11 protein-coding genes and 2 tRNA genes are annotated in these 13770 nt (G+C 63.6%); 2 read left to right on the top strand and 11 right to left on the bottom strand.

The genetic code is table 11. The annotated features are described in order from the left end of the window. Position 1 precedes the first annotated feature (1 nt). The 8 genes from EHW12_RS15665 to EHW12_RS15630 form a co-directional block, all read right to left on the bottom strand. Complete coding sequence (locus EHW12_RS15665) at positions 2-1150, bottom strand: metallophosphoesterase (protein ID WP_054187381.1); 1149 nt, start codon at positions 1148-1150, stop codon at positions 2-4. Beyond that, positions 1150-2844: a VWA domain-containing protein gene (locus tag EHW12_RS15660; RefSeq protein ID WP_125051117.1), complete on the bottom strand. Its 1695-nt coding sequence runs from the start codon at positions 2842-2844 to the stop codon at positions 1150-1152. The genes EHW12_RS15665 and EHW12_RS15660 overlap by 1 nt, the downstream gene beginning before the upstream one ends. A 159-nt stretch (positions 2845-3003) precedes the next feature. Beyond that, on the bottom strand, positions 3004-5187 hold the full coding sequence (locus tag EHW12_RS15655) for a malate synthase G (RefSeq protein WP_125051115.1): 2184 nt from the start codon (positions 5185-5187) through the stop codon (positions 3004-3006). Between the two features lie 152 nt (positions 5188-5339). Next, positions 5340-6590, bottom strand: coding sequence for a saccharopine dehydrogenase NADP-binding domain-containing protein (locus tag EHW12_RS15650; RefSeq protein ID WP_042924714.1), 1251 nt, complete (start codon positions 6588-6590; stop codon positions 5340-5342). 44 nt (positions 6591-6634) lie between these two features. Beyond that, on the bottom strand, positions 6635-7066 hold the full coding sequence (locus EHW12_RS15645) for a universal stress protein (protein ID WP_003946198.1): 432 nt from the start codon (positions 7064-7066) through the stop codon (positions 6635-6637). A gap of 158 nt (positions 7067-7224) precedes the next feature. Then, positions 7225-8766, bottom strand: coding sequence for an SDR family NAD(P)-dependent oxidoreductase (locus tag EHW12_RS15640; RefSeq protein WP_003946151.1), 1542 nt, complete (start codon positions 8764-8766; stop codon positions 7225-7227). 108 nt (positions 8767-8874) lie between these two features. Next, positions 8875-8959, bottom strand: a tRNA-Leu gene (locus EHW12_RS15635). Between the two features lie 162 nt (positions 8960-9121). Further along, positions 9122-9207: transfer RNA gene (locus EHW12_RS15630), tRNA-Leu, on the bottom strand. A 118-nt stretch (positions 9208-9325) separates the two neighbouring features. Here EHW12_RS15630 and EHW12_RS15625 point away from each other — a divergent pair. Next, positions 9326-10678, top strand: a complete 1353-nt coding sequence (locus EHW12_RS15625; RefSeq protein ID WP_003946170.1) for a M20/M25/M40 family metallo-hydrolase — start codon at positions 9326-9328, stop codon at positions 10676-10678. 65 nt (positions 10679-10743) lie between these two features. Continuing rightward, entirely contained in the window at positions 10744-11280 is a 537-nt protein-coding gene (locus EHW12_RS15620) for a YbhB/YbcL family Raf kinase inhibitor-like protein (RefSeq protein ID WP_019748548.1), read from the top strand. Between the two features lie 58 nt (positions 11281-11338). On the opposite strand, the gene EHW12_RS15615 is transcribed toward EHW12_RS15620, so the two are convergent. The 3 genes from EHW12_RS15615 to EHW12_RS15605 all read right to left on the bottom strand — a co-directional run bounded on the left by EHW12_RS15615 (position 11339) and on the right by EHW12_RS15605 (position 13758). Further along, complete coding sequence (locus EHW12_RS15615; RefSeq protein ID WP_125051114.1) at positions 11339-12409, bottom strand: quinone-dependent dihydroorotate dehydrogenase; 1071 nt, start codon at positions 12407-12409, stop codon at positions 11339-11341. 75 nt (positions 12410-12484) lie between these two features. Next, the gene (locus EHW12_RS15610; protein WP_003946171.1) at positions 12485-12733 is read right to left on the bottom strand and encodes a DUF5703 family protein; all 249 of its coding nucleotides are present in this window, start codon (positions 12731-12733) and stop codon (positions 12485-12487) included. Next, positions 12733-13758, bottom strand: coding sequence for a hypothetical protein (locus EHW12_RS15605; protein WP_125051112.1), 1026 nt, complete (start codon positions 13756-13758; stop codon positions 12733-12735). The genes EHW12_RS15610 and EHW12_RS15605 overlap by 1 nt, the downstream gene beginning before the upstream one ends. Positions 13759-13770: the final 12 nt, after the last annotated feature.

The following is a 13770-nucleotide window of genomic DNA, read 5'->3' as shown; positions in this document are numbered from 1 at the left end:
ATCACCTCTCGTGTACGAGTTCGAGAACAGTGATCTCCGGCGGGGCGCCGACGCGTACCGGCGGACCCCAAGCCCCGGCGCCACGCGTCGTGTACAGCACTGTGTTTCCGACCCTGTCCAAGCCTTGCACCGAAGGCTGCTGCAGCGGAACGAGATACCGCAGCGGCCACATCTGACCGCCGTGAGTGTGCCCGGACAGTTGCAGATCGATACCCATCTCGGATGCCTCGATCGCTTGACGCGGTTCGTGCGCGAGAAGCAAGGCGAAAGTATTCGGATCGCGACCTGCGAGCGCGGCAGTCAGGTTCGGCTCGTACGGGGCCGGCGACGTGTAGTCGTGGATGCCCACGATGTCGATGGTATCGCCGCCATGCTGGATCGAGGTGCGGCTGTTGCGAAGTGTGGTGATCCCCAATGTCTCCCACACGTCGAGCCATTTGCCGCCGTCGTCGGCGTAGAACTCGTGGTTTCCGCTGACTCCGAAGATTCCGTCGGGCGCCCGAAGATCGGCGAGCGGAGCAAGATCGGGAGCAACTTTCGCGACGGTTCCGTCCACGAGGTCGCCGCCGATCGCGATCAGATCGACATTCTGCGAGTTCACGATATCGACCACCTTGCGGGTGAAGTCGACCCCGCGGGCCGGTCCCACGTGCAGGTCGGTGATCAAGGCGATCCGGTATCCGTTGAAGCCCTCAGGTAGGCGAGCGAGCGGCACGCGGACGCGGGAAATCTTGGGGCCCGACGCCTCGTAGACGCCGTAGCCGGCGGTGCCGATCGCCGCGAGAGTGACTGCTGCCGTAGCCAACTGCAACGTACGACGCTTGGCTGGGTCGACTTCGGTCGTGGTATCCGTGTGGCGTGCACGTAGTCGACCGATCCCGGCGAACAGGCCGATCACGAGCAGTCCGGGAATCAGATACAGCCACGAAGCCAGCCAGACCCATCCGACAAATCCGATCGGTCGCGCCCACGATGTCGGAAAGACTTCGCCGCTGCCGACCCCGATGAGCGTCGAGACCGCCAAGACGACAAGCGCAGTGTCGGCGAGACGAGCCCATCGCCTCGGGATGCCGGTGGCGCGAACGAGTCGGCGATGCAGGAACCAGGTCAGAAGGGCGAGAAGGACTGCAAAAACCGCGACGCGCCCCATCAGGACAGCATCTTGGTCACTGCGGCCGCGAGAGCGGGGTCGGACGTCGAATCGACCCGAACCAATGTTCCGCCCGTCCGATCCGAGACGTCTTGGAGTGTGGAGACGTCGTCGCCCGCACCGACGACGATCACGTCGACCTGTACCGGACGCGACGGATTGCCCGCAGCGGCGATCGCGCTGAGCAGTTCGGCTCGCGTCGTGGTGGATTCGTCAGGCGTACTCGAGGTGATCAGCAGCACCGAGTTGACTCGCCCCGCGTCGAAACCGTCCACGGCGGCTTTGTAGGAGCTGGCAAGCGCCGGGTATTTGGAGGTCTTTCCGCCGGCCCGAAGCCCGTTGAGGAAATCGGTGATCGTGGCACGCCGATTCGGCTCGGACAGTGAACCGCCCGGAACCAGGATGCGCTCGGACGGTTTTCCGTCGGTGCCCGTGCTGAACTCGCGTAGGCCGATGTCCGAAGCGTCAGGGCTGCGACCCAATTGGGTATTCACCGCCGAGGCAATGTTCGCCAAGCGGGTAGTGCCACCGTCGTCGGTACCCATCGACGCCGACGTGTCCATCAGGATGGTGGCACTACGCGGCGAGACCGGGTTGGCGACTATGTCACCGAGCGCCGCTGCGGTCTCCGCCGAAGCCGGTTTCAAAGTGGACGAGATCTTGGCCGGGGACACCGCCCCGAGATCGGGAAGGTCTTGGCCCTCGACCCGGAAACCGGCGCCGACGAACAACTGTGACTGATTCGGCTCACGCATGAAATCGGCAAACTGTGCCGCTGCGCGCGACGCGGTTTCGTCGATCCCGCTGCCCGAGACGATGACCGCCGGATAGTCCGCGACTGGCGTTGCGCCGGCGGGGGAGTACGTCGTCATCGCCGCGTTCGCGCTCTGCGCTATCGACTGTTCCGTGGCCGGAACGGCTTTCACCGAATCCGGTGTTCCGGCGCTCAGTGCTCCGAGGGCTTCGGCGGTGGACGAGGGGGGAGTCGGCAAGGATTGGAACTGCAACGCCCGTGCACTGAGCGCAGCGTTGACCTGAGCGGACTTCGCCTGATCCGTCGTGACCGGTCCGGCACCCGCATCGGCGACGTCGGCAGCGATCGCCTGTGCAGCCATCGAGGTTTCGGTACTTCCGACCGGCAGGGCGACCGTCAGATCGGAAGGCAAAGACTTCCAACTCGATGCTGCGCCGGCCAATGCTGCCGCGGTCTCGGGACCGGCTGCCAGAACGATCGGGGAACTCGCGAGCGAGCGAGGATCACCGTTGATCACGGCCTTGCCCGACAGTGGCGCGAGTTCGAACGAACTCGCCGGGATCCACAGGGAGGGACGTGGTCCCAATGCTGCGTCATCCCAGGGGGCCGCCGGACCGGCTTCGAGTGCCGTCGAGACCGACGCGGACGGCGCACCGTGCACCACGACGGCGATGCAGTGATCACGCACCACCGGCGAGGTCTGGGTGTACCGCTTCGCCAGTTCCTCGACCTGTGGGGCTATGGACGGATCCGCGGTGACGTCGAGTGTCTTGTTGCCCTCGACGCACGTACCGGCTGCCTGCTGTCCCTGATCGTCGATCCGGTTGCTGAGGGCCTTCCATCCGAAGAAGGCTGCCACGATCAAGACGATCAGCACGACGACGAGAATCGGCCCCTTACTGATACCTCTGGCGCCTGACCCGCCGCGATGTTCGCCCACGTACCTTGCCCTACCTTGGTCACTCGAAGAATGTCTGTTGAACGGACTGTGTCCTCGGCCAGTCTAGTGACGAAACTTCGGGGCCTACGCGAACAGCCTCGACACCGGGAGCGGTGCCGAGGCTGTTCGGGTTCAGCTTCGAGTTCGAAGAAGGTGAAATCAGGCGTTGGCGGCCTTGTACTCGCGGCGGCGGCGATGCAGGATCGGCTCCGTGTATCCGCTGGGCTGCTTCGCGCCTTCGAGGATGAGTTCCTTGGCAGCCTGGAACGCGATGTTGGAATCGAAATCAGGTGCCATGTTGCGGTACTCGGCGTCGCCCTCGTTCTGACGGTCGACAACCGGGGCCATGCGCTCGAGTGCACTGACAACGTCGCCCTCGCTGACGATGCCGTGACGCAGCCAGTTGGCGAGCAGCTGGCTCGAGATGCGCAGCGTGGCGCGATCCTCCATGAGCGCGACATCGTGGATGTCGGGAACCTTGGAGCAGCCGACGCCCGCGTCGATCCAACGGACCACGTAGCCGAGGATGGACTGGCAGTTGTTGTCGAGCTCTTCCTTCTTCTCCGCGTCGGTCCAGTCGGTGCTGGGAGCGAGCGGGATGGTCAGGATGTCGTCGACGCTCGCGCGAGGCTTGCCCTTCAGGCTGTCCTGAACTGCGAATACGTCGACGCGGTGGTAGTGCGTCGCGTGCAGCGTTGCGCCGGTCGGCGAAGGTACCCATGCGGTGTTGGCGCCGGCCTTGGGGTGACCGATCTTCTGCTCGAGCATGTCTGCCATCAACTCGGTCATGGCCCACATGCCCTTGCCGATCTGAGCCTTGCCCTGCAGACCGCAGGCCAGACCGGTGTCGACGTTCCAGTCCTCGTACGCACCGATCCACTTCTGCTTCTTCATCTCGGCCTTGCGGACCATCGCGCCGGCTTCCATGGAGGTGTGGATCTCGTCGCCGGTGCGGTCGAGGAAGCCGGTGTTGATGAACACGACGCGGTCGACGGCTTCCTTGATGCAGGCAGCGAGGTTGACTGTCGTGCGACGCTCCTCGTCCATGATGCCGACCTTGAGCGTGTTCTCGGGAAGCCCGAGGACCTGCTCGACACGGCCGAACAGTTCGGTGGTGAAGGCAACTTCCTCGGGACCGTGCTGCTTGGGCTTGACGATGTAGATCGAGCCGGTGCGGCTGTTGTCGAGCGGTCCGTTGGCGTCACTGATCGAGAGGCCGTGCACTGCACAGGCACTGGTGATCAAGGCGTCGAGGATGCCCTCGGGGACCTCGTTGCCGTCGGCGTCGAGGATCGCGGGGTTGGTCATGAGGTGACCGACGTTGCGGACGAACAGGAGCGAACGACCGTGCAGGCTGAGTTCGCTGCCGTCGACTGCGGTGTACTTACGGTCGCCGTTGAGCGTGCGGGTGAAGGACTTGGCGCCCTTCTTGATCTCCTCGGACAGGTCACCACGGTTGAGACCCAACCAGTTTCGGTAGCCGACAACCTTGTCGTCGGCGTCGACAGCGGCGACAGAGTCCTCGAAGTCCATGATCGTGGTGACGGCGGATTCGAGAACGACGTCCTTGACGCCGGCGGCGTCGGTGCTGCCGATCGGGGACGAGGCGTCGATCTGGATCTCGGCGTGCAATCCGTTGTTGAGCAGCAGGATGCTCGTCGGTGCGTCCTTCTCGCCGAGGTAGCCGACGAACTTCTCCGGCTGGGCGAGCGTGGTGACCGTACCGTCTGCCAACGTGATCTTCAGTTCACTGCCGTCGACAACGTACTTGGTTGAATCTGCATGCGATCCCGACGCGAGAGGTGCTGCCGCATCGAGGAATTCACGCGCCCAGGCGATGACCTTGTCGCCGCGGACCTTGTTGTAGCCGGAACCCTTCTCGGCGCCGTTCTCCTCGGAGATGGCGTTGGTGCCGTACAGCGCGTCGTACAACGAACCCCAGCGGGCGTTGGACGCGTTGAGAGCGAAGCGCGCGTTGAGGATCGGCACGACCAACTGCGGGCCGGCCGTCGAGGTGATCTCGGTGTCGACGTTCGCGGTGGTGACCGAGAACTCGGCAGGCGTCGGCAGGAGGTAGCCGATTTCCTGCAGGAACGCCTTGTACGCGGCGGCGTCGATGGGAGCGCCGGCGTGATCGCGATGCCACTGATCGATCTGAGCCTGCAGATCGTCACGCTTGGCAAGCAAGTCGCGGTTCTTCGGTGCGAGCTCGGTGATGACCTTGTCGGCGCCGGCCCAGAACGTTTCGGCGTCTACACCGGTGCCGGGAAGAGCCTCCTCGACCACGAAGTCGTAGAGAACCTTGGCAACCTGAAGACTGCCGACCTGAACGCGCTCAGTCATGAATAGCCTCACTTTTCCGAAAGCGGAGCATCACATATGGATGCCATGAACCAACATCAATGTTACCTGGGAGTATTCCCACCGCTGTCCGCGCCCTGAGCTGCGATAATCGGGCGCGAAGAGCTGAAACGATCAAGTGAAATTCGTTCTGTCTAGAGTTTGCGCGCGGAAATCTCGAAACCAGCCGCGCGTAGACGCTCGACCAGGACGTCGCCGAGCGCTGTCGCTGGAGTCAAAACGCCGGTGGCCGGGGGAAGAGCCTTTTGGTCCTTCGCCAACGACAACGCAGATTCGCCGAGCATTACCGCCGTCGCGCTGTATCCCGGGTCGCCCTTCGCCTTCACTCGTGATGTGTATCGGGCGCCGGTCGTGGTCGTGGTGAACACGTCGAGCGTGAAGTGGCCCTTCTTTTGGGTGCTCTCGCTCGGACCTTCACCGGGAGCCGGCAATACCTTGTCGAGAAGGAAACGTGTCGGAGGTAGAGCGAGTCCGGCGACCAGCGCGCCGAGGCCGACCGCCACGCCGCCCGCAATCACCGGTGACACCACCGATGAGCCGACGCTCATCACCTCGCTGTACTTGAACTTCTTGCCGTACGCCCACTCTCGGAGCGCATTGCTGCGACGGACGACTCGTGTGTTGTACGACGCCATCACGAACGGCGCTTTCCACCCCTTCAACGACGGATCGATCTTCTTGCCGTCGACCACGCTCACGTCGCTCTGGCGTCCGAGTTCGGGCTCCCGATCACGATCGGGGCTCAGCGAGTACGGCGAGGCAGCAAGTTTCCGCAGGCGCGCATCGTCTTTCGACACGTCGATTTGGTTGCGAAGCGAATCGATGGTGCCACCGCTCACGCCGCCGCGCAGGGCCGTGACCACCAGGGTGGTGTCGGTGAGCTCGCCGGCGCCGTCGGCGGCGACCTTCTCGTGCAGGACGTGAACTCCGAGATCGGAAGGGATGGAATCGAATCCGCAGGAATGGACGATCTTGGCACCGGTCGAGACCGCCAGCTCATGGTTGTCGTCGATGCTCTCGCGGTGGAACAGCACCTCGCCGGTGAGGTCGACGTAATGAGTTCCGGCGGAGGCGCATTCGTGAACAAGGGCGTGGCCGTACTTGGCATACGGGCCGACCGTGGTGGCGACGACCCGGGTTCGCTGGGCGAGTGCCTTCAGTGCGGTGGCGTCGTCGGCGTCGGCGATGATCAGGGGGAGATCGGCAGCGGCGGTACCCAGATCGGCGCGAGTGGCTGCCAACTTCTCGAGGGAACGGCCACCGAGGCCGATCTTCGTGCCTTCGGGAGCATGTTTGACGAGGTAGTCGGCGAGTAGCTTACCGACGAAGCCGCTCGCTCCGTAGACGATGATGTCGAGTTCTCGGGCGGGCGAGGTTCCAGTCATGGAGCCAGCCTACAAACGAGCACCCGAAAGTGATGTGACCGAGGTCACTCGGCGGGGAGGGGTTCCTTGACGACGAGGATCGGAGCCTCCACTTCGAGTAGGAGACGCTGCAGCGGGCGTTCGAGGAGGAACTTGCCGATGGGGGACATCCGGCGTGTTCCAACGATCAGGAGATCGACACCCGCGTCGTGGACCAGGTCGACGAGCGCGGTAACCGGATCGCCGTCGTGCTCGGTGGTGCGCAGATCCCACTTCGTCTCCGAGAATCCACCGGCGTCGAGCGCTGACTGGATCTCGCCGCGAAGAGCGGCCCGATCGTCCTCGGTGTCTCCGAGGTTGACCGTGCCTCCGATGTTGACGTCGTCCAGGACGTGCAGAACCAGCAGTTCCTCGCTTCGACCCACGGATTCCCGTGCGGCGGCCACGATTGCGGCGCGGCCTTCCGGGCTGTCCTTGTGTACGACGGCGATCGTCATGGTTCCTCCGAGTCGGTGAGCAGGTACGCACTCCATTATCGCCTGCAATGCTGTGCTCTACCTGAAATGAGCTACTCGACACGGGGGTTCGGGGGTGACGAGATCGCCACATCGGGGCGGCTAGGTGCTGCCTGTCACCACCGCGGCGGTGCCGCCCATCACCACGGCGAGGGTTTGTAGTCCTTGAGGAAGCAGCCGTGCAGGTCGACGCCCAGTTCACCCTGAACGATGGGGTCGTAGACGCGGGCGGCACCGTCGACGAGGTCGAGTGGTGCGTGAAAACCTTCGTCGGCCAACCGCATCTTGGTGAAGTGCGGGCGTTCGTCGGTGATCCAACCGGTGTCGACGGCGGTCATGAGGATGCCGTCGTCGAGCATTTCCTTGGAGCTGGTGCGGGTCAGCATGTTCAGTGCTGCCTTGGCCATGTTGGTGTGCGGGTGGCCAGGGCCCTTGTATGCGCGGCTGAACTGGCCTTCCATGGCGGAGACATTCACGACGTACTTGCGTCGCGCAGCTGCCGCGGCCATCGACGGGCGCAAGCGTGAAACGAGGATGAAGGGCGCGACCGAGTTGCAGAGCTGGACTTCGAGAAGCTCGATCGGATCGACCTCTTCGACGGTCTGAACCCAGCTGTTGGTGTGCGCGAGGTCGGGCAGCAGCCCGCCCGCGTCGATGGCGATGCCCTGCTCGATGCGATCGGGTGACGCCGACTTGGCGACGAGGGCGAGTGAACTGACCGCGTCGGCGGACAGATTTCCGGAGGTGATGCTTGCGACGTCCGACAGCGATCCGGCCAGAGCAGCGGGGTGAGCGTCGCTCGTCTTGCCGAAGGTCAGGACATCAGGCAGTTCACCGGCGGGAAGCGCACCGGACTCGGCGTCGACCAAGGCGCCGTAAGCACCGGGGGAGCGTCGGACGGTTTGCGCGGCGTTGTTGATGAGGATGTCGAGCGGACCCTGTGCGGCAACGGAATCCGCGAGTGCAACAACTTGGGCGGGGTCGCGGAGGTCGATGCCGACGATGCGCAGACGGTGAATCCAGTCGTTGCTGTCTTCCATCGCTTTGAATCGGCGGATCGCGTCGTTGGGGAATCGTGTCGTGATGGTCAGATGTGCGCCGTCACGCAGCAGGCGCAGCGCGATGTACATGCCGATCTTCGCGCGGCCGCCGGTCAGAAGTGCGCGTCGGCCGGTGAGATCAGTGCTGGCATCACGTTTGCTGCGGCTGGTGGCAGCGCATTCGGGGCACAGTTGGTGGTAGAAGGCGTCGACTGCGGTGTAGCGCTGCTTGCAGATGTAGCACGGCCGCGCCTTGATGAGCGTGCCGGCGGAGGCGCCGGCGGTGTTCGACTTGATCGGAATGCCTGCGGTCTCGTCGTCGATGCGATCGGGTGAACCGGTGGCAGTCGCAGCGACCACTTGGCGGTCGGCTTCGTTGACGGCTGCGCGCGAGGCGAGGCGACGCTTCTTCTTGAGTCGCTTGAACAGATGGCCGACAGCGCGCTGCATGGTGATCGAATCGGGATGCTCGTCGTCGAGTTCGGCGGCTTCGGAAAGGACCTTCAGGCAGATTTCGAGTTCTGCGGGGTCGAGTCCGGTGAGTTCGGCTCGAGCAGATTCTGAATCGGCTGTTTCCAGCGAATCTGCCTGCAGTGCATCCGACTTCTTGGTGTCTGTATCCACTTCGAACTTCTGTTCCATCTCGATCGCCGCTCGCGCGGACTGTTCCCTGGTGCGGGAACTTCGCCAATTACGAGAAAAGCTCCGGTTCCATGAACCGGAGCTTTTCCTGTCTGTCTCAACACAGAGTGTCCGAGGGGGACTTGAACCCCCACGTCCGTTAATAGGACACTAGCACCTCAAGCTAGCGCGTCTGCCATTCCGCCACTCGGACTCGGCCCCGATTTCTCGGTGCTGGGAAAGAGTATCCGATGCCATCCCCAGGTCCCAAATCGCCCCACTGCTGTGCGCCTTTATTAACCGCCGGGGGTTAATAAAGGCGCACAGCAAAAAGACCCCAACCTGATCAGGCTGGGGTCTTTCTGCTGTATTCGAGTGTCCGAGGGGGGACTTGAACCCCCACGTCCGTTAATAGGACACTAGCACCTCAAGCTAGCGCGTCTGCCATTCCGCCACTCGGACTCGGCCCCGATTTCTCGGTGCTGGGAAAGAGTATCCGATTAGGTGAGCTGCCCCAAATCGCCAGGTTGCGGGGCATTCCGGTCGCCCGCGTCGTTTGATTCGATGGTAGGAAAGTGGAATGACCACAACCCCGAATAATCCGAATCCGAGCAGAGCCGAAGCAGAAGTAGTCGAACTGGTCAGTTCCCTCATCCGCTTCGACACCTCGAACACGGGAGAACTCGAAACCACCAAAGGCGAGCGTGCGTGCGCGGAGTGGGTTGCCGCGCAGCTTCAAGAAGTCGGTTACGAGACGGAATACGTCGAGTCCGGAGCACCCGGCCGAGGAAATGTCTTTGCTCGTTTGAAGGGAGCCGAGTCTGGTCGTGGTGCGTTGATGCTTCACGGTCACCTCGACGTAGTTCCGGCCGAGCCCGCCGACTGGAGCGTCCATCCCTTTGCCGGCACCGTCCAGGACGGTTACGTCTGGGGGCGCGGCGCCGTGGACATGAAGGACATGGTCGGGATGATCCTGGCCCTCGCCAGACAGTTCAAGGCGGAAGGCGTCGTACCGCCGCGTGATCTGGTGTTCGCCTTCGTGGCGGACGAGGAAGCTGGCGGAAAGTACGGATGCCAGTGGCTGGTCGAGCACCGCCCGGATCTGTTCGAGGGAGTGACCGAGGCCGTGGGTGAGGTCGGCGGTTTCTCGCTGACGGTTCCGCGGCCTGACGGAACCGACCGCCGGCTCTACCTCGTGGAGACTGCGGAAAAGGGCCTCGGTTGGATGCGTCTGACTGCCAAGGGACGCGCCGGACACGGCTCCTTCCTCCACGACGACAACGCGGTCGCGACACTCGCCGGCGCGGTCTCGAGGCTTGCTGCCCACCAGTTCCCGATCGTGATCTCGGATTCGGTCGCGGAGTTCCTGACCGCCGTCGGCGAAGAGACCGGATTGGACTTCGATCCGGGATCACCCGACATCGACGGGACTCTCGCGAAGTTGGGGACGATCGCCAACATCATCGGGGCGACGTTCCGTGACACGGCGAACCCGACGATGCTCAAGGCCGGATACAAGGCGAACGTCATTCCGCAGACTGCCGAGGCGGTCTTCGACTGCCGCGTGCTGCCGGGACGGCAGGCCGAATTCGAGCGCACGGTGGACCAACTGATCGGTCCCGACGTGACCCGCGAGTGGATCACCAAGCTGGATTCGTACGAAACAACGTTCGACGGCCACCTCGTAGACGCCATGAACGAGGCGATCCTCGCCCACGATCCGGAGGCTCGCACAGTTCCGTACATGCTCTCCGGCGGAACCGACGCGAAGGCATTCGCGAAACTGGGCATTCGCTGCTTCGGCTTCGCGCCGTTGCAGTTGCCGCCCGAGCTGGATTTCAGCGCGCTGTTCCACGGCGTCGACGAGCGAGTTCCGGTGGACGCACTACTGTTCGGGACACGTGTTCTGGAACATTTCCTGCTCAATTCCTGACGAGCACGTAGATAGATCCGTGAGCTCTACGCACATCGAGCTCTCTTGTCACAGAAAGGATTCGCATGGCGCACGATCCGTACGAACCATTGCCGAAGTTGCCGAGTTTCGAGCTGACCAGTGACGACATCACTGCGGGCCGGCCGCTGAAGCTTGCTCAGGCCAGTGGAGCCTTCGGTGTCCCCGGTGGCGAAGACATCTCACCGCAGCTCTCGTGGTCCGGCTTTCCGGCCGAGACGAAGAGCTTCGTCGTGACGGTGTTCGATCCGGACGCACCGACTGCGTCGGGGTTCTGGCACTGGGCCGTGGCGAACATCCCCGCTTCCGTCACCGAGCTCCCCGCCGGTGCCGGCGCGGCGGACAGCGATGTCCTGCCCGCCGGAACCGTCACCCTCCGCCACGACGGTGGTGGGTTCGGTTTCATCGGTGCAGGCCCGCCTCCCGGGCACGGTCCGCATCGCTACATCGTCGCGGTGCATGCCCTCGACGTGGAGACGCTCGACGGAGTCACCCCTGATTCGTCGCCGGCGTTCCTCGGTTTCAACGTGTTCCATCACGCGATTGCGCGTGCAACGCTGACCGGGACGTTCGAGGTCGAATAGTCACTTTGCTGTGCGCCTTTATTAACCGCGGGCGGTTAATAAAGGCGCACAGCACTCTCTAGCGAGGGTTCTCAGCTCCCACAGCCTGGGCGATCGACGAGAAACCCGCTGCGCGGACCCGCTTGGCTATCCCCTTGTGGATGCTGCGAGCCCAGAACGGTCCGCCGTAGATGAAGCCGGTGTATCCCTGCACCAGTGTCGCGCCGGCGAGGATCCGTTCCCACGCCTGATCGGCCGTCTCGATACCGCCGACCGAGATGATGGTCATCTTGTCGCCCACTCGGGCGTACAGGCGCCGAAGTACTTCGAGTGAGCGCTCGGCGACCGGTGCACCGGACAGCCCGCCTGCGCCGAGTGCAGCTACCTCGGCGTCCGGGGTCTTCAAACCGTCGCGACGGATCGTGGTGTTGGTCGCGACGATTCCGGCAAGTCCGAGTTCGATTGCCAGATCGGCGACCGCGTCGACGTCCTCGTCCGAGAGGTCGGGCGCGATCTTCACCAGTACCGGCACGCTGACGGTGTCGAGCACGGCCTGCAGGATCGGGCGCAGTGATTCGACGGCCTGCAGATCACGGAGTCCGGGTGTGTTCGGCGAGCTGACATTCACGACCATGAAGTCGGCCAGCGGACCCAGAAGCTGCGCGCTGGCGGTGTAGTCGGCAGCGGCGTCGGCGGCTTCGACGATCTTGGTCTTGCCGATGTTGGCACCGACCGGCACCGTGACGCGGCGCTGTCGCAGGAAATTCGCCGCGTGACCAGCGCCGTGGTTGTTGAAGCCCATCCGGTTGATCAGAGCGCGGTCGGCCGGAAGACGGAAGAGACGCGGCGCGGGGTTACCGGGCTGAGCCTGGGCCGTCACTGTTCCGACCTCGGCGAAACCGAATCCCAACGGGCCCCAGGCGTCGACGCCGGTGGCGTCCTTGTCGAATCCTGCGGCGAGGCCGAGAGGTGCCGGGAACGTCAGACCGAATGCCTGACTCCGCAGAACCGGGTCGTCGACGACAAGGACTTTTGCGACCAGCCAGCGAAGGGGAGCGAACCGTGTCACCAGTTTCATCGCGGTGAAGGCAATGTGGTGGATGCGTTCCGGTGGGACCCGGAACATCAGGCTCAGCAGCAGTTGGTACACGATTCTCCAGCTCTTCGATGGTGTGATTTTGTCAGCGGTTTCGACAGCGGCGGGCCCTGGTCGTCTGTTGGACGATCAGTGCTGAATGCCGTCCGGATCGGTCACGTGCAGCGGCGTCTTCTTTCGCTTGAGGAGCACGCGACGACTGCCGTCGGGGTAGAGACGGACTCGGGAGAGTTCCCATCCGCCGAACTCGGCGGAGATCGCCAGACGCATCGACGCCGTGACCCGCGAAACGTTCGGCGGTAGCCGGAGCGGCACGTAGTCGAACTTGTCGTCCGACGTCTCCCACTGCGCGGGGATCCCGCGCGTACGCTTTTCCATCAGTTCTCCCGTGACGGGATGACCTGCAGCCCGTCACCGGTTGCCGATCCGACGATCAGATTGCCGTTGGAAGAGTCTACGGCCAACGAATTCGGCTGTCGCACCGTCTTGAACCGTCCGGTCTCCACGGGGATGCCGGACGACAGATCGAAGCCGACCACTTCATTGGTCGCGGTCAGTGTCACCCACACCCGATCCGCGGCCTCGTCGTAGGCGACGGCGTATGGCGACTCGCCGACGGGGTAGCGCTGGTGCATCAGGAGCGGATCGGCAGTGAAGACGAGCAGTTCGTTCCCGGTGGTGTCGGTGACAAGGATGCGTCCGAAGCGATCGGTGGCCAGATGAGTTGCGCCCTCACCGGCGCGAAGAGCGACGCCGAGTTTGCCGTCTTCGAGATTGATCGCCGTCAGCGAGGTCTGACGGTGATCGAGGGCGCTCAGGTTGTCGCCGGTGACCGCGAGTTCGTCGACGGATGCGAATCCCGAAACCGTCTGTGACTGATCGGTCTTCGGGTCGACGATGTGAACTGAACCATTGTCCGTGCCGATCGCGATGCGGCCGTCGTTGAGTTCGACCGCTGAATTCGCCTGCCCGTCGACCGGGATGGACATCTGTTCGCCCGAAGTCAGATTCAGCTTCACTACCTGGCGATCCATCGACAGAAGAGCGCTACCGTCAGAGCCGATCGAAACGTCGCGTACGTCTGAATCCAGAGCTATCGGACGACCTGCGGAGGCGGGGTCGGCGCCGGCCAAACTGTCCGTAGGAACGACCAGCACCGAACGGGGGTCGTTGGCAACCACTACAGCGCTGCGCGTGATCGGATCGAATGTGATGGAATCGATCAGACCTGAATACGGGTGAACCACGCCGTCCGGGGTACTGGTGGTGGCCGGTGAGACCGCTGCCGTTGCGGGATCGATCGTGATGAGGTCGTCTCCGCCATCTCCGGAAGAACATCCTGTGACCAGCAGAACCGCCGCCCCCATTGCTGCTGCAGTGGTGCGGATCCCTAGGCGAGCCATGTGTAGTTCCTC

The sequence above is a fragment of the Rhodococcus sp. NJ-530 genome, from assembly GCF_003860625.1.
Lineage (GTDB): Bacteria > Actinomycetota > Actinomycetes > Mycobacteriales > Mycobacteriaceae > Rhodococcus_F > Rhodococcus_F qingshengii.
Note: the sequence above shows the minus strand (reverse complement) of the source record. Positions and strands in the feature narration are given on the sequence as shown.

Bases quoted from the DNA above. Each gene is read 5' to 3' on its own strand.
- EHW12_RS15625 (WP_003946170.1), top strand. From the start codon at position 9,326: ATGACCACAACCCCGAATAATCCGAATCCGAGCAGAGCCGAAGCAGAA.
- EHW12_RS15605 (WP_125051112.1), bottom strand. From the start codon at position 13,758: ATGGCTCGCCTAGGGATCCGCACCACTGCAGCAGCAATGGGGGCGGCG.
- EHW12_RS15650 (WP_042924714.1), bottom strand. From the start codon at position 6,590: ATGACTGGAACCTCGCCCGCCCGAGAACTCGACATCATCGTCTACGGA.
- EHW12_RS15640 (WP_003946151.1), bottom strand. From the start codon at position 8,766: ATGGAACAGAAGTTCGAAGTGGATACAGACACCAAGAAGTCGGATGCA.
- EHW12_RS15620 (WP_019748548.1), top strand. From the start codon at position 10,744: ATGGCGCACGATCCGTACGAACCATTGCCGAAGTTGCCGAGTTTCGAG.
- EHW12_RS15665 (WP_054187381.1), bottom strand. From the start codon at position 1,150: ATGGGGCGCGTCGCGGTTTTTGCAGTCCTTCTCGCCCTTCTGACCTGG.
- EHW12_RS15655 (WP_125051115.1), bottom strand. From the start codon at position 5,187: ATGACTGAGCGCGTTCAGGTCGGCAGTCTTCAGGTTGCCAAGGTTCTC.
- EHW12_RS15610 (WP_003946171.1), bottom strand. From the start codon at position 12,733: ATGGAAAAGCGTACGCGCGGGATCCCCGCGCAGTGGGAGACGTCGGAC.
- EHW12_RS15645 (WP_003946198.1), bottom strand. From the start codon at position 7,066: ATGACGATCGCCGTCGTACACAAGGACAGCCCGGAAGGCCGCGCCGCA.